A 20,262-nucleotide genomic window follows, 5' to 3' on the forward strand; every position below is an offset into this window, starting at 1 on the left:
CTGTCCGGATGCACGGCTGCATCCGTCATGCTTGCTTTTGCAGTTCGCGGTGTAACGGGGAAACGTTACAACCTCTTGCTACAAAACTTCGCAGTGTGGCTGGCAACCGGGCGCGAACTTTATCAGCTTCGCGTTCGTTTGGGAAGGCCCCAAACAAGCAACTGCCAGTCCCGGTCATCTTAGCCTCACAATATTTGTTTAGCAAGATCAACGTGTTACGAATTTCAGGGTAACGCGTTGTGACGACCGGCAAGCAGTCATTCCGACCACCGCCTGCGACGAAGGCCGCTAATGTAATGGGCGATGTGTTTCGCGTCAACCTCTCATCGGAAAAAATTTCCGCAGTACTGACCTGGCAGTCTGGTGCAACTACCAGAAACCAAGGCTCATCCAGTTCAACCGGGGTCAGTTGCTCGCCTACACCTTCGGCCCAGGCGGCATGGCCACGGACGAATACAGGAACGTCGGCGCCCAAGCGGATGCCCAGTTCAGCCAGTTGGTCGAGGTTCAGGTCGGTCTTCCACAGAGTGTTGAGCCCCAACAGCGTTGTTGCTGCGTCGGAGCTGCCGCCACCGATGCCGCCACCCATTGGCAGGGTTTTGTCCAGCTGGATATCGGCGCCGAGTGGTGTGCCGCTGGCCTGTTTGAGCATCTGGGCCGCACGGATGATCAGGTTGTCGTCAGCGGCAACGCCGGGCAGGTCGGTCAACAGTCTGATCTGGCCGTCGCTGCGCAGGCGGAAATGCAGGGTGTCGCCATGGTCGAGGAACTGAAACAGCGTCTGCAGGTTATGGTAGCCGTCGTCGCGGCGGCTGGTGATGTGCAGAAACAAATTCAGTTTGGCCGGAGCCGGCAGGCTGAGCGTTGCAGTGGTCATTCGTTGATGCCAGGTTTCCATTCGGTGATCACCAGCGTCAGCAGCAGGTCATGGCCGGAAATCTGCAGGCGCTGGGGCAGTTCAAGGTCGCCAACCTGTTGGTAGCGACTGTATTCGATGGTCCAGCCACTCTGCTCCAGGCGTCCGAGTCGACTATGGCTATCCAGTTGCAGGCGGCTGGTTGAGTCTGGTGCGGGCAGGCCGCGTACCCACCAAAGCAGATGGTCGACCGGCAGACGCCAGCCGATCTGCTGGGCGACCAGCTCCTCTGCGGAGCTGGCGCTGACCGGGGCGTGGCCGGCTACTTCCAGAGTGGTCTGGTTACGGTCGCCCTGAATGCGGGTTGCGCCGCGCCCCAGCGGGCCGGACAGGCGGATATCGAAATACCGCTGGCGCTGCAGCCAGAACAGTGTTCCGCTGCCGGACTCTTGTGGGCTGCGGATTCCCAGCTTGCCCTGCAATATCCAGCGGTCCAGCGGTTCCAGCGTGGCTCGGTGGTTCTTCCAGGCGGTCTGGTCACCACCAAATTCGATGGTTTCGCGTTGATGCAGGCTGCCGCAGGCGGTCAGGGTCAGCAACAGGCAAAACAGAAGGGGCAGGCGCAGCGCGGGCATGGCTTATTCGGCTTCCAGGCGATCACGGGTTGAGGGAATAAGGTCGCTTTCAGGGTCCAGCTTCAATCCTTCGCGCCAGACCTTGCGGGCTTCGCGCTTGCTACCCTGGCGCCAGAGCACCTCTCCGAGGTGGGCGGCGACTTCCTGATCCGGATAGTCTTCAAACGCTTCGCGCAGCAGTGCCTCTGCCTGGTCGAGATTGCCCAGACGGAAGTGAACCCAGCCCAGGCTGTCCTTGATTGCCGGGTCCTCCGGCGACAGTTCGGCTGCACGGGTGATCAGCGAAAGGGCGCGCTCGAGTTGAACGTTGTGGTCGGCCAGAGTGTAGCCCAGCGCGTTCAGAGCCATCGCGTTGTTTGGGTCCTGCTCTATTATGGTGCTGAGGTCTTGCTCGACGCCGCGCAGATTACCAAGGCGCTCGTGCAGCATCGCACGGCTGTACAGCAGGCTGCTGTCCTGCGGGTACGCCTGCAGGGCTGTGCTGACCTGAGCCATGGCAAGCTCCGGGTGGTCGGGAAGCAAAGCCTCTATCTCTATCTGAAACAGGGTCAGTCCGTGTTGCGGGTGCTGGTCGCGGTCTTGCTGGAACTGCGCCCGCAGCGCAGTAATCCTGTCCTGCTCCAATAGCAGTTGGGCAATCTGCACGCGCGAGGTCAGTAACTCGGTGCCGCTGTCGATGCTCTGCCAGGTCAGCATGGCGTCTTCACTACGGCCGGCGGCCAGGTAGGCGCTGCCGAGATGGTAGCGCGCAGTATTGTTGCCGGGGGCCAGCTGCAGAGTGTGCTGCAGATGAATGACCGCCTGTTCTGCATCGCCCAGCTCGAGGTCAATGAGGCCCAGTGACATCTGCAGGTCAGCGTCGTCCGGGTTGTCGGCGGCAAGTTTCTGGTATTGCACCCGGGCATCTTTGAAGTTGCTGTCACTGACTAGTAGGCGGGCAAGCATCAGGCGCAGCCGGACATCGCCGGGAAAGCGCTCCAGGCCGTCATAGAGAAGTGCCTCGGCGCGCTCGGGGTCTTGCTCGGCGAGCAGGCGGCTGTGCAGCAGGATGATCGGGGCGACCTCATTACTGCGTGGGTGCTCTTCGAGCAACTCCAGGGCCTGCTCCGGGCGATCTGCCTGTTGCAATAGCAGGGCGCGGGCGAACACCAGTTGTGCGTTGTCCGGGTGGCGTTCTTGCATTTGGCGGAGGCTGGTCAGCAGGGCGTTGCGGGTCTGCGGATCAGTCTGAGCGGCGGCCAGGGCAAGAAAGTCGAAATGGGTTTCGCCGTGCAGGTCCAGAGCGCGCTGCATCATGCTCATTGCCTGTTCATGCTGGCGGGCGCGAGCCAGATGAATCGCGGCCGAGCGCAGTGCTTCCGGGTCCTGAGGGGCGATTTCAACCCACAGGGCCGTCATCTCGTTTGCCGCTTGCTCATTGCCAAGAAACTCAGCGACGCGCACGGCGCGTTCGGTGATTCCGGGATCGCGAGTGCTGCGGGCCTGTTTCAGGTAGTTGTCGAGCGCGATGTCGAAGCGGTCGCGCTGACCCGCTATCTCTGCGGTCAGCAAGTCAAACAGGGTGTCCTGGCTGAATTGACCATAGACCGTCGGCTCCGCTGCGGAGCTGGCCTCTGCTGCTGGCTGCGCTGGCTCGGCCGGCAGATCGGCCTGATTCAGAGCGCTGCAGCCGCCAAGCATCAGTGCGCTCAGCAGCGCAGGCAAGGTCGGATTGAATATACCCTTCATAGGAAATCTCGTGCGAAACGGTGGGCTGGCCTCAGCGAATGGCAGCGCTTGGCATAGCGTTGAGGCATCATGACACAGGCGCCGAGACAAGCACAGTACGGGGCTTTGCGTGGGTAACCGCGGCATCCTGACGCTGTGCTCCGAACGACCGTTGGCCATGCGGCGATTGATTGGCTTGAACTAACATAGGACAATTGCACGTTTTTGGCAGCAGCTCCGTTCTCGCAATACGAGGCATCATGGGTTTTATCGCACTGGGCATCAATCATCGGACCGCAGGGGTTGAGGTACGCGAGCGCGTGTCTTTCTCAACCGAGCAACTGCCCGATGCACTGCAACGTCTGCGTGCCGAGGCCGGTGCTGACGAGGTTGCCATTCTGTCGACCTGCAATCGCACCGAGCTCTATTGCGCTCAGGATCAGCTTGACGCCGAGCGGCTGGTCGAATGGGTTGCCCGCTTCCACGGTATGACCGCAGACGAGGTTCGCCGTTCCAGTTATTTGCATCAGGACGCTGGCGCGGTGAATCACATGATGCGCGTCGCCGCCGGGCTGGACTCGATGGTGCTGGGCGAGCCGCAAATTCTGGGGCAGATGAAGGATGCTTGGCAGACCGCGCGCACGGCCGGCACCTTGGGGCCATATCTGGATAGGCTGTTTCAGAGCACGTTCAATATGGCCAAGCAGGTGCGCACCGATACCGCCATCGGCGAAAATCCGGTATCAGTCGCCTTTGCCGCAGTCAGTCTGGCCCGTCAGATCTTTGCTGACCTGCGCCGTAGTACCGCGTTATTGATTGGCGCTGGCGAGACCATCGGGCTGGTCGCCCGCCACCTGTTTGAGCAAGGCGTTGGCCGGATCATCGTTGCCAACCGTACCCTGCAGCGGGCCGAACTGCTCAGCGAGCCGCTGGGAGGGCAGGCCATCGTGTTGACCCAGATTCCCGATATTCTTGCCGAGTGCGATGTGGTGATCAGTTCTACCGCCAGCCCGCTGCCGATTCTCGGCAAGGGCGCGGTGGAACGGGCACTGAAGCAGCGCCGGCACAAGCCGATGTTCATGGTCGACATCGCCGTACCGCGTGACATCGAGCCGGAAGTTGGCAGTCTGGCTGATGTCTACCTCTATACCGTCGATGATCTGCATGAGGTGATCGAGGAAAACCTGCGCTCGCGCCAGGGGGCTGCCGAGGCAGCGGAACGGCTGATCGAGCTGGGGACCGGCGAGTTCATGCAGCGTTTGCGTGCACTTGCAGCGGTGGATGTTGTCCGCAGCTATAGGCAGAAGGCCGAGCAGGCACGCGATCAGGAACTGCAGAAGGCGCTGGCCAAGCTGCAGCGCGGTGCTAATCCCGAGCAGGTGATGACTGAGATGGCGCGCATGCTGACCAACAAGTTGCTGCATGAACCCAGTGTGCAGCTCAAACAGATGACGGCGCAGGGGCGGGTAGAAGCGCTGGCGCTGGCGCAGGAACTCTTTGCCCTGGGCGACAACGCGCCGGGCAACAGCAATACCACGGTACAAGGCGACTCATGAAAGCATCCCTGTTGAACCGGCTGGACTCCCTTGGCGAACGTTTCGAGGAGCTGTCGGCGTTGCTCAGCGACGCCGAGGTCATCAGCGATCAGAATCGCTTCCGTAGCTACTCGAAGGAGTACGCCGAGCTGGAAGGCACGGTCAAGTGCTATGAGCAGTGGCGCCGGGTCCAGGGGGACATCGACGAGGCACGTAGCCTGCTGAAGGACAGCGATCCTGACCTGCGGGCCATGGCCGAAGAAGACCTGGAGAGCGGCTCTGCGCAGCTGGTCGAGCTGGAAGAGGAACTCAATCGCCTGCTGCTGCCGAAGGACCCCAACGATGATCGCAACGTATTCCTCGAAATCCGTGCCGGTACCGGCGGCGATGAGGCGGCGATTTTCTCCGGTGACCTGTTCCGCATGTACAGTCGCTACGCCGAACGTCAGGGCTGGCGCGTCGAGGTGCTGTCGGAAAACGCTGGCGAGCACGGCGGGTATAAAGAGGTGATCGCCCGGGTCGAAGGTCAGTCGGTCTACGCCAAACTCAAATTCGAGTCCGGCGCGCACCGCGTGCAGCGGGTACCGGAAACGGAATCCCAGGGCCGGATCCACACCTCTGCGTGTACCGTCGCGGTCCTGCCGGAAATGGACGAGCAGGCCGAGATCGAAATTAATCCGGCTGATCTGCGGGTCGATACTTACCGCGCCTCCGGTGCCGGTGGTCAGCACGTCAACAAGACCGACTCGGCCATTCGCCTGACCCATCTGCCAACCGGCATCGTGGTCGAGTGTCAGGATGAGCGTTCACAGCACAAGAACCGCGCCCGCGCGATGAGCCTGCTGCAGGCCAAGCTGGTCAACCAGCAGCGCGAGGCGCAGGAGAAGGAGCTGTCTGACACTCGCCGTTCGCTGGTGGGCTCCGGTGACCGCTCAGAGCGGATCCGCACCTACAACTTCCCGCAGGGCCGGGTGACCGATCACCGCATCAACCTGACGCTATACAGCCTGGACGAGGTGATCGCTGGCAATCTCGACAACGTCATCGAGCCCCTGCTGCGCGAGTATCAGGCCGATCAGTTGGCGGCACTGGAGTCGGCATGACGCCGACCCTGGCCGAGTTGTTGGCCAGCGCCGAACTGCCGGACTCGGACACTGCCCGGCTGGATGCGGAGCTGCTGCTCTGTCACGCCATCGGCAAACCCCGCACCTATCTGCGCACCTGGCCCGAGCGTCAGCCTGATGCCGAGCAAGTGCGTCACTTCCAAGCGTTGCTGAGCCAGCGTCGCAGCGGCGTGCCGGTAGCCTATTTGCTCGGCGAACAGGGCTTCTGGAGTCTGCAGCTGGAGGTCAGCGAAGCGACGCTGATTCCGCGGCCGGATACGGAACGGCTCGTCGAGGTGGCGCTGGAGCTGGGGCCTGCCGGACCCGCCGAGGTGCTGGACCTGGGCACAGGCACCGGGGCGATTGCACTGGCGCTGGCGGTTGAGCGCCCGCAGTGGCAACTGACCGGTGTGGACCGGGTCACCGAGGCGGTCGCGTTGGCCCAGCACAACGCCGAGCGTCTGCAGGTCAGCAACGTCACTTTTCAGCGTAGCGACTGGTTTTCCGAACTGGCGGCGCAGCGTTTTAATCTGATTGTCTCCAACCCGCCCTATATTGCCGAGAGCGACCCTCATCTGCAGCAGGGCGATGTGCGCTTTGAGCCGGGCAGTGCGCTGGTCAGCGGCGTCGATGGGCTGGATGACATCCGTATGTTGGTGCAACAGGCGCCGAGCCATCTGCATCCAGAGGGTTGGCTACTGTTCGAACACGGCTGGCAGCAGGCCGATGCGGTTGCCTTGCTGCTGCGCGAACAGGGTTTTGAGCAGGTACAGAGCTGGCGCGATCTTGGCGGCCAGCAGCGGGTAACCGGAGGACAATGGCGTGGATGACCAGCAACTGCTGCGCTACAGCCGACAGATTCTGCTGCCGCAGATTGATATTGAAGGTCAGCAGCGGTTGCTGGACAGCCGGGTGCTGGTTGTTGGGGTCGGTGGGCTGGGCTCGCCGGTCGCGCTGTATCTCGCTGCTGCGGGTGTCGGCGAGCTGGTGTTGGCCGACTCTGACCAGGTCGACCTGACCAACCTGCAGCGCCAGATCATTCATCACGCAGCCGACATCGGCCGCGATAAGGTCGCCTCTGCAGCTGAACGGGTCACCGCGATCAACCCGCAGATCACTTGCCGCACACTGCCGGTCGCACTGGTGGGCGATGCTTTGCTGGCCGCAGTGGGCGAGGTCGATCTGGTGCTGGATTGTTCCGACAACTTCGCCACCCGCCACGCGGTGAATGCCGCGTGCGTGCAATTGGCCAAGCCGCTAGTATCCGGCGCTGCGATTCGGCTCGAAGGCCAGCTCAGTGTGTTTGATTCGCGCCGTGACGACAGTCCCTGCTATCAGTGCCTGTATGGTGATGGCGACGAGCAGGCGCTGAGTTGCAGTGAAGCGGGTGTAGTCGGCCCGCTGGTTGGGCTGGTCGGCAGTCTGCAGGCGCTGGAAGCGCTCAAGTTGCTGGCGGGGTTTGGCGAGCCGCTGGTTGGCCGCCTGCTGCTGATTGATGCGCTCGACAGCCGTTTCCGTGAACTACGGGTGCGCCGTGACCCGGGTTGCAGCTGCTGCGGACTTGCCGCATGAGTGCGCCTATCGGGGTGTTCGACTCCGGGGTGGGTGGGCTTTCGGTGCTGCGTGAGATTCGCCGACTGCTGCCCGGGGAAGACTTGCTCTATGTGGCAGACAGCGGTCACGTCCCCTATGGCGAGAAACCACCGGAAGCCATTCGCGAGCGCAGCATGCGAATCGCCGAGTTTCTTATTGTGCAGGGTGCCAGGGCGCTGGTGCTGGCTTGTAATACGGCCACTGCGGCGGCCGTGAATGAACTGCGCAGCACTTTCGATATGCCGATCATCGGTATGGAGCCCGCGGTCAAGCCGGCGGCGGCGGTAACCCGTAACGGCAAGGTCGGTGTGCTGGCAACGACGGGGACGCTGCAGAGCGCCAAATTTGCCGCCTTGCTTGATCGGTTTGCGCGCGACGTGCAGGTGTTGACCCAGCCCTGTCCCGGGCTGGTGGAGTGTGTCGAGCGTGGCGATCTGCAGGGGCCGGAGGTGCGGGTTCTGCTGCAAACCTACCTGGCTCCGCTGATGCAGGCCGGCTGCGACACTGTGATTCTGGGCTGCACGCACTATCCTTTCCTCAAGCCCCTGCTGCGTGAGCTGCTGCCGGAAGACATCCAACTGGTGGATACCGGTGAGGCCGTGGCCCGTCAGCTCCAGGCACGGCTGCTGGAGAGTTCGGTCGTGGCTGCGGGTGAGGGGCGGGAGCGTTTCTGGTCCAGTGCCGACCCGCAGCATATGGCGGCGGTGCTGCCGGTGCTTTGGGGCGCTCGGGGTGATGTGGACACGCTGCCGGTTTGATGCAATTTACGAACTATCGGCTATATAACTGTCTATTTGACGGTGATTGTTGAACATATAAGGAAGAAGACGCCATGAGACGTTCAGGTTTGATCATCAGCACCGTGTTTGCGGCCATGACCCTTAGCCCGGCGGTGTATGCACTGGATGGAGTCACCGTGGAAGGCGGCGACAGCAGCGAGTCGACCAATGTGTGGCGCCTTGGGGTGCAGTTCGATTTTGGCCGTACCCTGTGGCAGAGCGATGGCGGTGGCGCCGTGCTGACCGGCTTCTGGGATGCCGGTTATACCCACTGGAGCGCGCTGGACGCTGACACCTTCAGCCTGGCACCTGTGTTCACCCTTAACTTTCCCGGTAATGGCGGAGTGACTCCGTTCCTGGAAGGCGGCATCGGGGCAGCAGTGTTCACCGAGACAGATCTGGCTGATCGGCGTGATCTGGGATCCAAATTCCAGTTTGAGGACCGCATTGGTGCGGGCCTGCGCTTTACCTCTGGTGCCGAGCTTGGTGTGCGCTGGTACCACTACTCCAACGCCGGTATCAAACAGCCTAACTCGGGCATCAACAAGTCGGCAGTTTACTTCCGTTACCCGCTTTGAGGGCTGCGGTCAGGCGTCCTGGCGACGTCTGGCCAGCAGCTGGGTCCGGTACTGCTCGCGGTACAGGTGGGCAAAGCCGTGCAGCAGCGGAAACATCACTGCCCAAATCGCCGCGAGCAGCAGCGCGCTATTGCTTTCACCTAGTGGCAGACCCACACCCGCCAGTTCTGCGCCAGCCAGATAACTCAATGGGCCGCCGATGGCGCCGAGCAACAATGCCCGCCATATTGGCTTGGCGCTCCACGCCAGGCAATGATTGAGGGTGGTGCCGAGCAAGGCCCACAGCAGTACCAGCCAGAGCGGAGCCAAACTGTCCTGGCCGACGAAGGTGAATACGCCCATTTGCAGCAGAAATGAGTCGAGCGCGGCGCCGGCCAGCATTACCGACACCACCAGCTTGCCCTCGGCAGCCCAACTGCTGATCCAGAAAAAATGCAGCAGCAGGGCTATCACCGGAATCACCAGCCAGTAGCTGTTGCCGCCCAGCACGCAAGCCACCCAGCTGAGCTGGAACAGCAGGGCGTTGGCGATCAGTCGCCGGTCAGGCATATCAGTCTCCTAAGCGCAGAAGTGTTCTCCGGGGCGAGCGTCGGGCTTGCCAAGCAGAATCTGCGCCGTGCCGATGCCGCGTTCGTGGAAGCCCCCTTCGCAGTAGCAGAGGTAGAACTCCCAGAGCCGGAAAAACGCGTCATCATACCCGAGTTGCGCGAGCTCGCCACGATAGCGCTGCAGGTTGTGGTGCCAGTGGCGCAGAGTACGAGCGTAGTGCAGGCCGATGTCTTCCATGTGCAGCATGGCCAGGTCGGTATGCCGACGGGTCAATTCGCCAATCAGGCTGACCGATGGCAGTGAGCCGCCCGGGAAAATATAGCGCTGAATAAAGTCGACGCTGCGGCGAGCCTGCTCATAACGCTGGTCTCGTATGGTTATTGCCTGCAGGAGCATCAGCCCGTCGGATTTGAGCAGGGTGGCGCAGGCTTTGAAGTAGGCGGCGAAGTACTCGTGACCGACCGCTTCGATCATTTCGATCGAGACCAGCTTGTCGAACTGGCCTTCCAGCTCGCGGTAGTCCTTGAGCAGCAGGGTGATGCGGTCTTGCAGTCCGGCGGCGTGGATGCGTTCTTCGGCGTGGCGGTACTGTTCTTGCGATAGTGTGGTGGTGGTGACACGGCAGCCAAAGTTCTCTGCTGCGTAGATCGCCATGCTGCCCCAGCCGGTGCCGATCTCCAGTAGATGGTCGTCCGGCCCAAGTTCCAGCTTGCGACAGATGCGTTCCAGCTTGTTTAGCTGGGCCTGATGCAAGTCGTCGCTGCCGGGCGGGAAAATCGCTGCCGAATACATCATGGTCTCGTCCAGCAAGCGCGAGAACAGTTCGTTGCCGAGGTCATAGTGGGCGCTGATGTTGCGCCGGGATCCCTTGAGGCTGTTACGGTTGAGCCGATGCAGCCATTTCAGTGCGGGCTGGCCGAGCCGGGCAAGGCCGGTTTCCATTGCATCAAGCACGTCCAGGTTGCGTACAAACAGGCGTGTCACCGCCGTCGGGTCGGGGCTACTCCAGTAGCCGTTGAAGTAGGCCTCGCCTGAGCCAACGCTGCCGTTGCAGGCGATCTGCACCCAGGCAGCCGGGTCGTGCAGACGAATCTCGGCGTGCAGGCCGTCGCTGTCGGGTTGACCAAAGACCAGGTCCTCATCGTCGGTTTGCAGGTGCAGGGTGCCGCGCTGAATCGCATTCAATTGGCGCAACACGGCCTTACGGCATAGTCGTTGGAGCCAGCCGCCGCGCTCGCGGTAGTCACTGTTGCAGGTCAGTTCAGGTCTGCTCGGTTTCATCTCGGGACTCCTTGACGGGGCGCAGTGGATGCGCTGCCACCGATTGCCGTGCGGGCGAATGGTCGAACAGCGGGATGCGTTTGATCAGTAGGCGCAGCGCCTGCCAGTAGATGCCGGTCAGAGTGCGCAGCACCATAAATGGAAAAGAGAGTGCTTCGCGGCGCAGCAAGCGGGCGCTCAGCTGCTTGCGCTGCAGGCTGAGACTGGCATCGAACAGGCGCTGGTCGCCTTGCTGATGCGCGATATGGACCTGTACGCGTTCGCCGGGACGGCTGAAACGCATGTGATAGTCGGCCTGCAGCGGCAGGAACGGGGAAACATGGAAGCGTTTATGCAGGGTGAAGTTCTGCTGTTGTTCGTTCGGGTTGGCTTCCAGCACGTAGCAGAAGTGTTCGCCCCAGGGGGTGTTGGTCACTTCGCAGATGATGCTGCGGAGTGCTCCGTGGCGATCGTAGCAATAGAAAAAGGACGCTGGATTGAACAGCATGCCGAAGCTGCGGATTTGGGTGAGCAGTTGCACCGCACCGTCGACCTCAAGTTGCAACTGTTCCCTGACCAGGCGCTGGGCACAGGCCTTTAATGACTCCTCGTGCTGGCGTTCTGCGCGCAGGTAATCGGTTTCGCGAAAGCGCATGGGAGACCACCAGCGGCCGGACCAGAGTTGGCTGAGTCCGAACACCTGTTGCTGCTCGTCCAGGTCGAGCAGTAGCAGGCTGCTGCGGTAGCGGAACTGATGAACGCGCGGCTGGTGCCTGCGATGCTGCAGCAAGCCGCTGTATAGCGCGCTGTTGAGCGTCATTAGAGAGCTTCCCCAAAGTGCGAGGCGACCCGCAATGCGCTGACCACGCCGTCCTCATGAAAGCCATTGGCCCACCAGGCTCCGCAGAAGAAAGTGTGCCGCTTGCCCAGCAGGTTTTTCCATTGTTGCTGGGCGTTGCTGGCAGCCAGACTGAACTGGGGGTGAGCGTAACTGAAGCGGCCGAGAATCTGCGCCGGGTCGATCTGGTCAGTTTGATTCAGGCTGACACAGAACGTGCGCGATGCATTGATGCGCTGCAGGATATTCATATTGTAGGTCAGGGCCGCCGGTTGCTCCGGATCGCCTCCGAGACGGTAGTTCCAGCTCGCCCAGGCCAGCCGGCGCCCTGGCAGCAGGCGGGTGTCGGTGTGCAGCACCACGTCGTTGTCGGCGTAGCGGATGGCGCCAAGGATTGCCTGTTCTTCATCACTCGGTTGTTCCAGTAGTCGCAGTGCCTGGTCGCTATGACAGGCCATCACGACCCGGTCGAAGCGTTCCTCTCCCTGGCGGCTGAGTACGGTTACACCGATGTCGTCGCGGCGAATGCGTTGCACTGGGCAGTTGAGTCGGATGCGGTCGGCGTAGGGCGCGGTCAGGGCTGGCACGTAGCTGCGCGAGCCGCCCGTGATGACACGCCACTGTGGTCGCTCGTTGACGGACAGCAAACCGTGATTGCTGAAGAAACGGATGAAAAACGCCAATGGGAAGTCGAGCATATCGCGCAGCGACATCGACCAGATTGCCGATCCCATGGGCACGATGTAGTGGTCAATGAAGCGCCGACTGTAACGCCGCTGGCGTAGATAGTCGCCCAGGGTCAGCTGTCCTCCCAGCTCGCCGGCCTCCAGCTCCGCGATCGTCTCACGGTTGAAGCGCAGGATGTCGGCCAGCATGCGCAGAAACCCAGGAGACAGCAGGTTGCTGCGTTGAGCAAACAGAGTATTGAGGTTGTTGCCGTTGTACTCCAGACCGCTGCGCGGATCACAGACGGAAAAGCTCATCTCGGTTGGTTGCGACGGCACGCCAAGCCTCCCCAGCAGCCGAATGAAGTTGGGGTAGGTCCAGTCGTTGAAGACGATGAAGCCGGTATCAATGGCATGGTGCTGCTGGTCTACCTCAACATCGACGGTGTGCGTGTGGCCGCCGATGCGGTCGTCTGCTTCGAATAGTGTCACCTCGTGACGCCGGGACAGCAGATAAGCGGCGACCAGACCGGAAATGCCGCTACCGACAATCGCGATACGCATCAGTGGGTCTCCTGTTGCCGGGCGGCTTCTCGTCGCCGCCGGGTGAGTGCGACACGAAGCCAGTCAGGCAGTGCCGCCAGTAGCCGCAGCACAAAGATGAAGCGGCCGGGAAAACGTATTTCTCGCTGTCCCCGCTCCAGGCCAATCAGAATGCGTTGTGCGGCCTTTTTGCTGGTGAGCTGCATGGGCATGGGGAAGTCATTGCTCGCCGTCATTGGGGTCTCGACAAAGCCGGGACTGACCAGCGTGGTGGCGATGCCCTCATCAGCCAAGTCCAGCTCCAGCGACTGCATCAGGTAGCGAAGCGCTGCCTTGGATGCGCCGTAGGCCTCGGCACGGGGCAGGGGCAGGTAGGTGACGCTGCTGCCAACGGCTACCAGCCGCGGTTGCTCGCCATGGCGCAGCAGCGGCAGGGCTGCTTCGATGCAGTTAGCTGTTGCCAGCACGTTCACCTGCATCACGCGCTCGACCAGACTGGCGGAGAAGGCTGGCAGCTCCATGTATTCGCAGGCACCGGCGTTGAGGATGGCCCAGTCCAGTCCGCCCCAGATGGCCTCAATGCGCTCCCCCGCCTCCTGTACCGCATGGCGGTCGGTGAGGTCCGCGGTGATCACCAGTACCTGACCGGGGTAACGGCTCGCCAGTGCCAGCAGCGGGTCTCGGCGTCTTGCGGTCAAGGCCAGGCGATGACCTTCGGCCGCCAGCAGTTCAGCCAGCGCCAAGCCAATACCGCTGGATGCGCCGGTCAGCCAGATTCTGCGTTGCAGGTTCATTTCAGTCGCCTCTTGAGCCAGCGGATCAGGTTGCCGAGCACCGGGACGTGTTCGTATAACAGCGCACCGGCGTCGTAGTGATCAATATGGCGGTACGCCTTGCCCTCGCGGAACCAAACCTGACTGACGCCTGGAACCTGGATGTCCTGGCCGCCGGCCAGCCTGGGGTGCCGATAGGTCATGGTCCAGCAGAGTAGTGCCTGTTCATGATCAATCGGACTGAGCTGGGTAAACTCGAAGCGCAGCGCGAGCACGTTCTCGTAGAGGTTGGCGCAGTAACTGTGGAGCGCGGCCAGGCCAAATACATCGTGCATCGGGTCGCTGAAGTGGACTTCCGGATGGTAGATCTGGTCCAGCAAGTGCAGATTGTTGCGATCAATGGCGGCAAACTGCCGAGCAAACTCTTCGATGCTGCTACGTTCAATCATGCTGGTTCTCCTGCGCTGCGGAAGGCGTCAATAGCGCGTTGGCGGCTGCTGCGCAGATCCACGATGGGGGCGGGGTAGTTACCACCGGAGAACAGGTCGCCTGTGGGGGGGAGATGAATCTGCCGGGCCGGCAGGTGCGCCAGCTCCGGGACCCAGCGCCGGATGAAACTGCCGTCCGGATCGAATTTCTCGGATTGGCTGACCGGGTTGAACACGCGGAAGTAGGGGGCTGCATCGGTGCCGGTCGAGGCGCTCCACTGCCAGCCGCCGTTGTTGGCCGCCAGATCACCATCGATCAAGTGCTGCATGAACCAGCGTTCGCCCTCGCGCCAGTCGATCAGCAGGTTTTTGGTCAGGAACATCGCGCTGACCATACGCAGTCGGTTGTGCATCCAGCCGGTGTTGAGCAGTTGACGCATGGCGGCGTCTACCAGTGGAATGCCGGTTTGTCCCTGCTGCCATGCGGCAAGCCCTTCAGGATCGTTGCGCCACTGAACAGCTTCGGTCTCGGGGCGGAAGGCGCGATGGCGGGAAACCCGCGGATAGCAGACCAGAATGTGCTTGTAAAACTCACGCCAGAGCAGTTCATTGATCCAGCTGACCGCGCCGGGATTGCCGCCATCGAACTCGCCTTGGTTCATCCGCAGCGCCGCGTGCAGGCACTGGCGGGGGGACAATACGCCGGCAGCCAGATAGGCTGACAGCCGGCTGGTCGCATCAAGATCAGGCTTATCCCGGTCGTCGGCATAGTCTGCCAGCAACTGGTTGCTGAAGCGTTGCAGGCGCTCGGACGCGGCGGCTTCTCCGGCGGGCCATAGTTGTTGCAGTTCCGGTGTGGGGGGAGCGAAGCCGTCGAAATGGTCTGGAATGGAGCTGCTGGCGCGTGCCAGCGGCTCTTGGCTGTTCGGTGGTGGCAGCTCCGCAGGCAGGTGCTGGTGCAGGCGATGGTAGGCTTGACGGCGAAACTGGCTGTACACCTTGTACATGGTGCCGCTCTGGGTCGTCAGGCTGCCGGGCGCAAACAACAGCTGGTCGGTGTAGCGCTGACAGGAGATGCCTGCCTCGGAGAAGGCCCGGCTGACCGCATCGTCACGCTGTTGCTCATGCAACCCGTACTCGTCGTTGAAGTGTAGGCCGCTGGCGCCCAGGTCTCGAGCCAGTTCTAGCAGGCGGGAAGGGCACTCGTTCCAGTGGCCGGCGTGCAGCAACTGCAGTGGAATATTGCGGTGGTTCAGGGTGGCGGCCAGCTCGATCAGATTACGTCTCCAGAAATCGACCTTGATCGCAGCGTCGTCGTGCGCGTGCCAGTCATTCGGCGTGACGATAAACACGGCGACCACCGGGCCGCGCTGGCGCGCATGCCAGAGGGCGTGGTTATCGGCGGTGCGCAGATCGGCACGGAGCCAGCACAGTTGCACGTTGTTACTCAAATCTCTCTCCTGTAGTGGATCGGTCGCCCGGTCCACCGGTTGTTGGTGGCGCTATATCGCGTTACGCAGGCTCAGCTCTGGCGGATGCGGCTGCAGGTAGGCCTGTTGCAGCAGATAGGGATCTGGATGGCGGAGCAGGTGGTGCTGGAGCAGGGTGATGGGTACCACCAGCGGCACGACGCCGCTGCGGTAGCGGCTGATCAGTTGCTGCAGCTCGGCTTTTTCCGGTGGGTTCAGGACGCGCTTGAAATGGCCGGCAACGTGTTGCAAGACGTTGCTGTGGCCGCGTCGGCTGGCCGGACGGCGCAGGGCGGTCATCAGTTCACTGAAATACGCTGCAGCGGTCTCTCGCAAGGCGTCGCCTCTCCCCGGATTGGCCAGCAACTGCCCCATGCGGCGGTAGCTGGGTGCCTGATGGGCCATTAGCAGGTACTTGTGGCGGGCATGAAACGCCAGCAGGCGGCTCGCACTGAGCCCGTCACTCACCAACTGTTGCCAGTCAGCGTAGACAATTACTCGGGTAACGAAGTTTTCACGCAGTACGGGGTCGTGCAGGCGGCCCTCTTCCTCGACCGGCAACAGCGGGTTGTGCTGCATCAAACGGGCAGCAAATACCCCCTGTCCGGTGGCAGGGGCTGGGTGGCCATTGTGGTCGTATACCTTGACTCGCTCCATGCCGCAGCTCGGCGACTTTTGCATGAAGATGAAGCCACAGAGATCCTGGCTGCGCTCATTGACTTCGTCGGCATAGGACTGCAGGGCCTCAGTCACATCCAGCTGATTGTCTTTGGTGCCGATGGCTCGCGGAGCTACCGGGTCTCCAGCCAGGCGAATGGCCTTGCGGGGTGTGCCCAGACCAATGGCTACCTCGGGACAGACCGGACGCAGATCAAAAAGGGCACCTAACTGCTCGGTACACAGACGAGAGTGTTTGTGACCGGCGTTGAATCGCACAGGGTCGCCGACCAGGCACTGACTGATGCCGACCGGAATGCGCGCGGTGGAAGCGGTATGCATGGCTTTCTCCTGTACAACTTGGCTTGTGTTGTACAAGGATAAGCGTGATTTCGGTATTTTTGTACAAGTTTATTTGCCGTCCGTCAGAGTGTTCACTTCGACGAACGGCTTGGTCTGAGCTCAGAGCTGGCCCAGTACCGCCTGAGCTGCTTGCTGGCCGCTCAACCAGGCGCCTTCCAGGCGGCCTCCGAGGCACCAGTCGCCACAGGCATACAGGCCTATATCCGGCGCAGCGAGCGCGCCCCAGTCGCTGGTTTGGGCCGGGCGCGCATACAGCCAGCGGTGGGCCTGCAACAGCCGGGTTGCTGGAAGCGCTGTTTGCAAGGCCTTGCCCAGAGCCTGCAGCAGCAACTTGGCTACTTCGGCAGCGGGCGTATCCAGATGCGCTGCAGCCCATTCCGGGGTGGACTGCAATACCCAGTTACAGTTCTCTGCGCGACCGGGTTTACTGTGGTTGGCGCAAATCCAGTCCAGTGGTCCGCTGCGCACAAAAGCGGCGTCTATGGTTGTGGCAACCGGCTCGCTGAAACTGATTGATACCGCCCAGCCCGGCTCCATGGCGGCCTGTTCGGCTGCGCGGGCCAGCTGCGGCGCTGCGGCTAGCAGTGGGATTGCCTGTGGCGCAGGGGTGGCGACGACGACCTGGATGAATGGGCCATACCGGTTGCCGTCGCTGTCAGTCAGTATCCATTCCTGATCGTGCCGGTCGAGCTGCGTAATGCGCACCGACCCGTGCAGCGTCAAGCCGCCCAGCAGGCCGCGGCTCAGCGCCGTCATGCGTGGACTACCGACATAACGGTGCTGCTCGTCTTCGGAGGGATGGATCCCGTGCTCGTCAATCCGGCACAGCCGGGGTTGCCACCGCGCCACCCAGCCTTGCTCACGCCAGGACTCGAGTTCTGAGCAGAATGCATTGTGGCGCGCCGTGAAGTACTGGGTGCCGATGTCGAACTCGCCGTACTCGGTCCGCTTGCTGCTCATACGGCCGCCGGTGCCGCGGCTCTTGTCGAACAGTTCAACGGTAACGCCGGCTTCGTGCAGCTGGCGGGCGGCGCTGATGCCGGCCATGCCGGCGCCAATTATGGCTACGCTGGAGGGTAGGGACATGGTTGATCCTGATGATGGCTTCTGGGGCGAATGATAGGCAAAGGTGTGCAAAAGGCTATACAAGTTTTTTTAGTTGTATAGCATTGGGGCTTCGTTGACGACAGTGATCTGTATTTTTCGCACTGTCGGCTGTGTTCAGTGGCATGCGCCTGGCTGCGTTGGTGCGCAGGTTGGTTCGTATGCGGCCGGGAGGTCTGAGATGAGAATATTACTGACTGGGGCGACCGGGGTGATTGGTCAGCCGCTGTGTCGCCAGTTACTGGAGGCCGGACACGAGCTGACGGTCTGGAGCCGGCGACCAGCGCAGGTGCCAGCGTTGTGCGGTGACGCAGTGCGTGGTGTTTCCAGTCTGGACCAACTGAACGACGAGACGATTGATGCGGTTATCAACCTTGCCGGCGCACCGGTTGCCGACAGGCACTGGACAGCGGCGCGGAAAGAGTTGCTGTGGGATAGCCGAGTCACGCTTACCGAGGAGCTGGTCCACTGGCTTGGTCGCAGGAAACAGCGTCCGCAGGTGTTGGTCAGTGCGTCGGCAATCGGCTGGTATGGCGATGGTGGCGAGCAACTGCTGACTGAGGCAAGCCCTGGACGGGTAGAATATACCCACACGCTGTGTGATGCCTGGGAGCAAGCGGCCAAGCGGGCGGCATCCTACGGCATGCGGGTGTGCATTCTGCGCATCGGTCTGGTGCTATCGCCGAACGGTGGTTTTTTGCAGCGCATGCGGCTGCCTTTCAAGTTGGGGCTGGGAGGGCGGTTAGGTTCCGGGCGCCAGTATATGTCCTGGATCCATCATCGAGATATCGAGGCGATGTTGCAGTGGTTGGTGGAGTCAGCAGACTGCCATGGCGTGTATAACGGTACTTCGCCTAACCCGGTCAGCAATCGCGAATTTACTGCTGCTTTGGCGCACGCGTTGAAGCGGCCCGCCTTTTTGCCTGTGCCAAGCGGGGTTTTGAAGCTGGCACTGGGGGAAATGTCTCGTTTGCTGCTGGTCGGACAGCGGGTAGCACCGGTGCGAGCCCAGGAAGCCGGTTTCTGTTTTCGTTTTCGTCATCTGGAGACCGCCTTGGCGGATGTTCTGCAGAAGGCGGAGTGATCTTGTTCTGTTTGCTGGAGTGAATTGATGTCTGATCGTGGGGTACTGCTGGTTAATCTGGGTTCGCCCAGCAGCACGCAAGTGGCTGATGTGAAACGTTATCTGAACCAGTTCCTGATGGATCCCTATGTTGTCGACCTGCCCTGGCTCGCCCGGCGGCTGCTGGTCAGTCTGATTCTGGCGACGCGACCGAAGGCTTCGGCCCACGCTTACGCATCAATCTGGTGGGATGAGGGGTCCCCTCTGGTCGTTATCAGCCGGCGGGTCCAGCGGGCCTTGCAACAGCAGCTTGATATGCCTGTTGAGCTGGCGATGCGCTACGGTGAGCCTTCCATTGAGCAGGGGCTGCTGGCGTTGGCGAAACAGCCTGGCGTGCGCGAGGTTCTTTTCATGCCTCAGTACCCGCAGCATGCGGACAGCACGATTACCACTTCGGTGGAAGAGGCGCGGCGGGTGATCGCTAAGCATCAGTTGGGCATCAAACTGAATGTGGTACCGGCATTTTACAATCGACCTGACTACATCGCTGCGCTGACGCAGTCGGTGCAGCCATACCTGGAACAGGGCTTTGATCACCTGCTGCTGAGCTATCACGGTCTGCCTGAGCGTCATCTGCGTAAGGCTGACCCGACCGGGTCGCATTGTCTGGCCAGTGGCGATTGTTGCGAGCAGGCATCTGCTGCGACCGCTACCTGCTACCGGGCTCATTGCAGTCACGTCAGCCGGGAGCTGACCGCGGCGCTGGGGTTGCGGGCAGAACAATGGTCGCAGGCCTTTCAGTCCAGATTGGGGCGTGACAAGTGGATTGAGCCCTATACCGAGGCGCGCATCGATGAGTTGGCTGCGCAAGGCGTCAAGCGGTTATTGGTGGCCTGTCCGGCATTCGTTGCAGACTGCATCGAGACACTGGAAGAGATTGGCGACCGCGCCCGTGAGCAGTTCATTGCGGCGGGTGGCGAAGAGCTGGTGCTGATTCCTTGCCTGAACGATCAGCCGCAGTGGATCGACGTGCTGGCCACCTGGGCGCGCGAGACGCCCTCGGCGGCTTGAGCTGAGTGATAATGAAGCGCGTTAGCCGCGCTTCAGCCACTGCGACAGTGCCAAGTGCAGGCCCAGCCCAATCAGAACGCCCCCCATCAGGCGGTCAAACCAGTGACCCAGGCGGTTGAACGCGCGCCTTACTGCATCTCGACTAAACAGCATCGCGACCAGACAGAACCAGGCGCCCGTCGCAAAGGCCAAGTAGACGCCATAGCCTGCTTGCACCGGTAGCGGGGTGTCGTGGCTGATAACAACCGTGAACAGTGACAGAAAGAACAGTGTCGCCTTTGGGTTCAGACCGTTGGTGATAAAACCCTGAATGAACGCCTGGCGGGCGGATAGCTGGCTGGCGGTTGTCAGCGGTTGGTCCGCAGATACTGGCTGGGCCCGCAGCGCGCGAACGCCAATGTAGATCAGGTAGGCGGCGGCCAGCAGCTTCATCAGATTGAACAGCCAGACTGACTGCGACACAATCAAGCCAATGCCCAGTAGTGAATAGGCAACGTGAACGAAGATACCGGTACCGACCCCTACAGCCGTATACAGGCCAACGCGGTGACCTCCGCTGACGCTATTGCGAATCACCACAGCAAAGTCCGGACCGGGACTGATCACCGCTAGCAGGTGCACCAGTGCAACCAGCAGAAACTCATTCAAATACATGTACATTCTCCTCTGGGTGGCCGATTTTAACCGCTTGAG

The 20,262-nt window shown here is 61.6% G+C and carries 21 protein-coding genes; 8 read left to right on the plus strand and 13 right to left on the minus strand.

Translation table 11 applies throughout. The annotated features are described in order from the left end of the window. Positions 1 to 25 precede the first annotated feature (25 nt). Genes ispE through C1949_RS13395 form a run of 3 tightly spaced genes read right to left on the minus strand, consistent with a single transcriptional unit; the run spans position 26 to position 3,219 of the window. The gene (gene ispE, locus C1949_RS13385) at positions 26 to 877 is read right to left on the minus strand and encodes a 4-(cytidine 5'-diphospho)-2-C-methyl-D-erythritol kinase (protein WP_104738977.1); all 852 of its coding nucleotides are present in this window, start codon (positions 875 to 877) and stop codon (positions 26 to 28) included. Continuing rightward, a complete protein-coding gene (gene lolB, locus C1949_RS13390) occupies positions 874 to 1,491 on the minus strand; it encodes a lipoprotein insertase outer membrane protein LolB (protein WP_104738978.1) in 618 nt (205 codons plus the stop codon). The genes ispE and lolB overlap by 4 nt, the downstream gene beginning before the upstream one ends. Before the next feature lie 3 nt (positions 1,492 to 1,494). Beyond that, a complete protein-coding gene (locus C1949_RS13395; RefSeq protein WP_170063077.1) occupies positions 1,495 to 3,219 on the minus strand; it encodes a tetratricopeptide repeat protein in 1,725 nt (574 codons plus the stop codon). Between the two features lie 239 nt (positions 3,220 to 3,458). Here C1949_RS13395 and hemA point away from each other — a divergent pair, with 239 nt between their 5' ends. From hemA to C1949_RS13425, 6 genes are all read left to right on the plus strand, one after another. Then, positions 3,459 to 4,754 (plus strand): glutamyl-tRNA reductase, encoded by a 1,296-nt coding sequence (hemA, locus tag C1949_RS13400; protein WP_104738980.1) that lies wholly within the window; start codon positions 3,459 to 3,461, stop codon positions 4,752 to 4,754. After that, on the plus strand, positions 4,751 to 5,836 hold the full coding sequence (prfA, locus tag C1949_RS13405; protein WP_104738981.1) for a peptide chain release factor 1: 1,086 nt from the start codon (positions 4,751 to 4,753) through the stop codon (positions 5,834 to 5,836). Before hemA ends, prfA begins: the two co-directional genes overlap by 4 nt. Beyond that, a complete protein-coding gene (prmC, locus tag C1949_RS13410) occupies positions 5,833 to 6,666 on the plus strand; it encodes a peptide chain release factor N(5)-glutamine methyltransferase (protein WP_104738982.1) in 834 nt (277 codons plus the stop codon). Before prfA ends, prmC begins: the two co-directional genes overlap by 4 nt. Further along, positions 6,659 to 7,408 carry a molybdopterin-synthase adenylyltransferase MoeB gene (gene moeB / locus C1949_RS13415; RefSeq protein WP_104738983.1) on the plus strand — a complete coding sequence of 250 codons (750 nt, stop codon included), beginning with the start codon at positions 6,659 to 6,661 and terminating at the stop codon, positions 7,406 to 7,408. Before prmC ends, moeB begins: the two co-directional genes overlap by 8 nt. Further along, positions 7,405 to 8,187: a glutamate racemase gene (murI, locus tag C1949_RS13420; RefSeq protein WP_104738984.1), complete on the plus strand. Its 783-nt coding sequence runs from the start codon at positions 7,405 to 7,407 to the stop codon at positions 8,185 to 8,187. The genes moeB and murI overlap by 4 nt, the downstream gene beginning before the upstream one ends. Positions 8,188 to 8,261: 74 nt before the next feature. Then, positions 8,262 to 8,786, plus strand: coding sequence for an acyloxyacyl hydrolase (locus C1949_RS13425; RefSeq protein WP_104738985.1), 525 nt, complete (start codon positions 8,262 to 8,264; stop codon positions 8,784 to 8,786). A gap of 9 nt (positions 8,787 to 8,795) precedes the next feature. On the opposite strand, the gene C1949_RS13430 is transcribed toward C1949_RS13425, so the two are convergent. From C1949_RS13430 to C1949_RS13470, 9 genes are all read right to left on the minus strand, one after another. After that, entirely contained in the window at positions 8,796 to 9,335 is a 540-nt protein-coding gene (locus C1949_RS13430; RefSeq protein WP_104738986.1) for a DUF2878 domain-containing protein, read from the minus strand. 9 nt (positions 9,336 to 9,344) lie between these two features. Further along, positions 9,345 to 10,616, minus strand: coding sequence for an SAM-dependent methyltransferase (locus C1949_RS13435; RefSeq protein ID WP_104738987.1), 1,272 nt, complete (start codon positions 10,614 to 10,616; stop codon positions 9,345 to 9,347). Continuing rightward, the gene (locus C1949_RS13440; protein WP_104738988.1) at positions 10,597 to 11,415 is read right to left on the minus strand and encodes a DUF1365 domain-containing protein; all 819 of its coding nucleotides are present in this window, start codon (positions 11,413 to 11,415) and stop codon (positions 10,597 to 10,599) included. The genes C1949_RS13435 and C1949_RS13440 overlap by 20 nt, the downstream gene beginning before the upstream one ends. Then, positions 11,415 to 12,662, minus strand: coding sequence for an NAD(P)/FAD-dependent oxidoreductase (locus tag C1949_RS13445; RefSeq protein ID WP_104738989.1), 1,248 nt, complete (start codon positions 12,660 to 12,662; stop codon positions 11,415 to 11,417). The genes C1949_RS13440 and C1949_RS13445 overlap by 1 nt, the downstream gene beginning before the upstream one ends. Further along, positions 12,662 to 13,435 carry an SDR family NAD(P)-dependent oxidoreductase gene (locus tag C1949_RS13450; protein ID WP_104738990.1) on the minus strand — a complete coding sequence of 258 codons (774 nt, stop codon included), beginning with the start codon at positions 13,433 to 13,435 and terminating at the stop codon, positions 12,662 to 12,664. The genes C1949_RS13445 and C1949_RS13450 overlap by 1 nt, the downstream gene beginning before the upstream one ends. Next, positions 13,432 to 13,863, minus strand: a complete 432-nt coding sequence (locus tag C1949_RS13455; RefSeq protein WP_104738991.1) for a nuclear transport factor 2 family protein — start codon at positions 13,861 to 13,863, stop codon at positions 13,432 to 13,434. The genes C1949_RS13450 and C1949_RS13455 overlap by 4 nt, the downstream gene beginning before the upstream one ends. Next, positions 13,860 to 15,281: a deoxyribodipyrimidine photo-lyase gene (gene phrB, locus C1949_RS13460; protein WP_104739073.1), complete on the minus strand. Its 1,422-nt coding sequence runs from the start codon at positions 15,279 to 15,281 to the stop codon at positions 13,860 to 13,862. The genes C1949_RS13455 and phrB overlap by 4 nt, the downstream gene beginning before the upstream one ends. A gap of 63 nt (positions 15,282 to 15,344) precedes the next feature. After that, positions 15,345 to 16,310 carry a YbgA family protein gene (locus C1949_RS13465; RefSeq protein WP_104738992.1) on the minus strand — a complete coding sequence of 322 codons (966 nt, stop codon included), beginning with the start codon at positions 16,308 to 16,310 and terminating at the stop codon, positions 15,345 to 15,347. A 120-nt stretch (positions 16,311 to 16,430) separates the two neighbouring features. After that, positions 16,431 to 17,417, minus strand: a complete 987-nt coding sequence (locus C1949_RS13470) for an NAD(P)/FAD-dependent oxidoreductase (protein ID WP_104738993.1) — start codon at positions 17,415 to 17,417, stop codon at positions 16,431 to 16,433. A gap of 199 nt (positions 17,418 to 17,616) precedes the next feature. On the opposite strand from C1949_RS13470, the gene C1949_RS13475 reads away from it, so the two are divergent. Further along, complete coding sequence (locus tag C1949_RS13475) at positions 17,617 to 18,519, plus strand: TIGR01777 family oxidoreductase (RefSeq protein ID WP_104738994.1); 903 nt, start codon at positions 17,617 to 17,619, stop codon at positions 18,517 to 18,519. 27 nt (positions 18,520 to 18,546) lie between these two features. Beyond that, positions 18,547 to 19,569 carry a ferrochelatase gene (gene hemH, locus C1949_RS13480; protein WP_104738995.1) on the plus strand — a complete coding sequence of 341 codons (1,023 nt, stop codon included), beginning with the start codon at positions 18,547 to 18,549 and terminating at the stop codon, positions 19,567 to 19,569. 21 nt (positions 19,570 to 19,590) lie between these two features. On the opposite strand, the gene C1949_RS13485 is transcribed toward hemH, so the two are convergent. Beyond that, positions 19,591 to 20,223: a LysE family transporter gene (locus C1949_RS13485; protein WP_104738996.1), complete on the minus strand. Its 633-nt coding sequence runs from the start codon at positions 20,221 to 20,223 to the stop codon at positions 19,591 to 19,593. Positions 20,224 to 20,262 lie beyond the last annotated feature (39 nt).

The sequence above is a fragment of the Halopseudomonas oceani genome (genome assembly GCF_002903165.1).
Classification (GTDB): domain Bacteria; phylum Pseudomonadota; class Gammaproteobacteria; order Pseudomonadales; family Pseudomonadaceae; genus Halopseudomonas; species Halopseudomonas oceani.

Excerpts from the sequence above, each read along its gene's own strand:
- ispE (WP_104738977.1), bottom strand. The coding sequence starts at position 877 with ATGACCACTGCAACGCTCAGCCTGCCGGCTCCGGCCAAACTGAATTTG.
- lolB (WP_104738978.1), bottom strand. The coding sequence starts at position 1,491 with ATGCCCGCGCTGCGCCTGCCCCTTCTGTTTTGCCTGTTGCTGACCCTG.
- C1949_RS13395 (WP_170063077.1), bottom strand. The coding sequence starts at position 3,219 with ATGAAGGGTATATTCAATCCGACCTTGCCTGCGCTGCTGAGCGCACTG.
- hemA (WP_104738980.1), top strand. The coding sequence starts at position 3,459 with ATGGGTTTTATCGCACTGGGCATCAATCATCGGACCGCAGGGGTTGAG.
- prfA (WP_104738981.1), top strand. The coding sequence starts at position 4,751 with ATGAAAGCATCCCTGTTGAACCGGCTGGACTCCCTTGGCGAACGTTTC.
- prmC (WP_104738982.1), top strand. The coding sequence starts at position 5,833 with ATGACGCCGACCCTGGCCGAGTTGTTGGCCAGCGCCGAACTGCCGGAC.
- murI (WP_104738984.1), top strand. The coding sequence starts at position 7,405 with ATGAGTGCGCCTATCGGGGTGTTCGACTCCGGGGTGGGTGGGCTTTCG.
- C1949_RS13425 (WP_104738985.1), top strand. The coding sequence starts at position 8,262 with ATGAGACGTTCAGGTTTGATCATCAGCACCGTGTTTGCGGCCATGACC.
- C1949_RS13430 (WP_104738986.1), bottom strand. The coding sequence starts at position 9,335 with ATGCCTGACCGGCGACTGATCGCCAACGCCCTGCTGTTCCAGCTCAGC.
- C1949_RS13435 (WP_104738987.1), bottom strand. The coding sequence starts at position 10,616 with ATGAAACCGAGCAGACCTGAACTGACCTGCAACAGTGACTACCGCGAG.
- C1949_RS13440 (WP_104738988.1), bottom strand. The coding sequence starts at position 11,415 with ATGACGCTCAACAGCGCGCTATACAGCGGCTTGCTGCAGCATCGCAGG.
- C1949_RS13445 (WP_104738989.1), bottom strand. The coding sequence starts at position 12,662 with ATGCGTATCGCGATTGTCGGTAGCGGCATTTCCGGTCTGGTCGCCGCT.
- C1949_RS13450 (WP_104738990.1), bottom strand. The coding sequence starts at position 13,435 with ATGAACCTGCAACGCAGAATCTGGCTGACCGGCGCATCCAGCGGTATT.
- C1949_RS13455 (WP_104738991.1), bottom strand. The coding sequence starts at position 13,863 with ATGATTGAACGTAGCAGCATCGAAGAGTTTGCTCGGCAGTTTGCCGCC.
- C1949_RS13465 (WP_104738992.1), bottom strand. The coding sequence starts at position 16,310 with ATGCATACCGCTTCCACCGCGCGCATTCCGGTCGGCATCAGTCAGTGC.
- C1949_RS13470 (WP_104738993.1), bottom strand. The coding sequence starts at position 17,417 with ATGTCCCTACCCTCCAGCGTAGCCATAATTGGCGCCGGCATGGCCGGC.
- C1949_RS13475 (WP_104738994.1), top strand. The coding sequence starts at position 17,617 with ATGAGAATATTACTGACTGGGGCGACCGGGGTGATTGGTCAGCCGCTG.
- hemH (WP_104738995.1), top strand. The coding sequence starts at position 18,547 with ATGTCTGATCGTGGGGTACTGCTGGTTAATCTGGGTTCGCCCAGCAGC.
- C1949_RS13485 (WP_104738996.1), bottom strand. The coding sequence starts at position 20,223 with ATGTATTTGAATGAGTTTCTGCTGGTTGCACTGGTGCACCTGCTAGCG.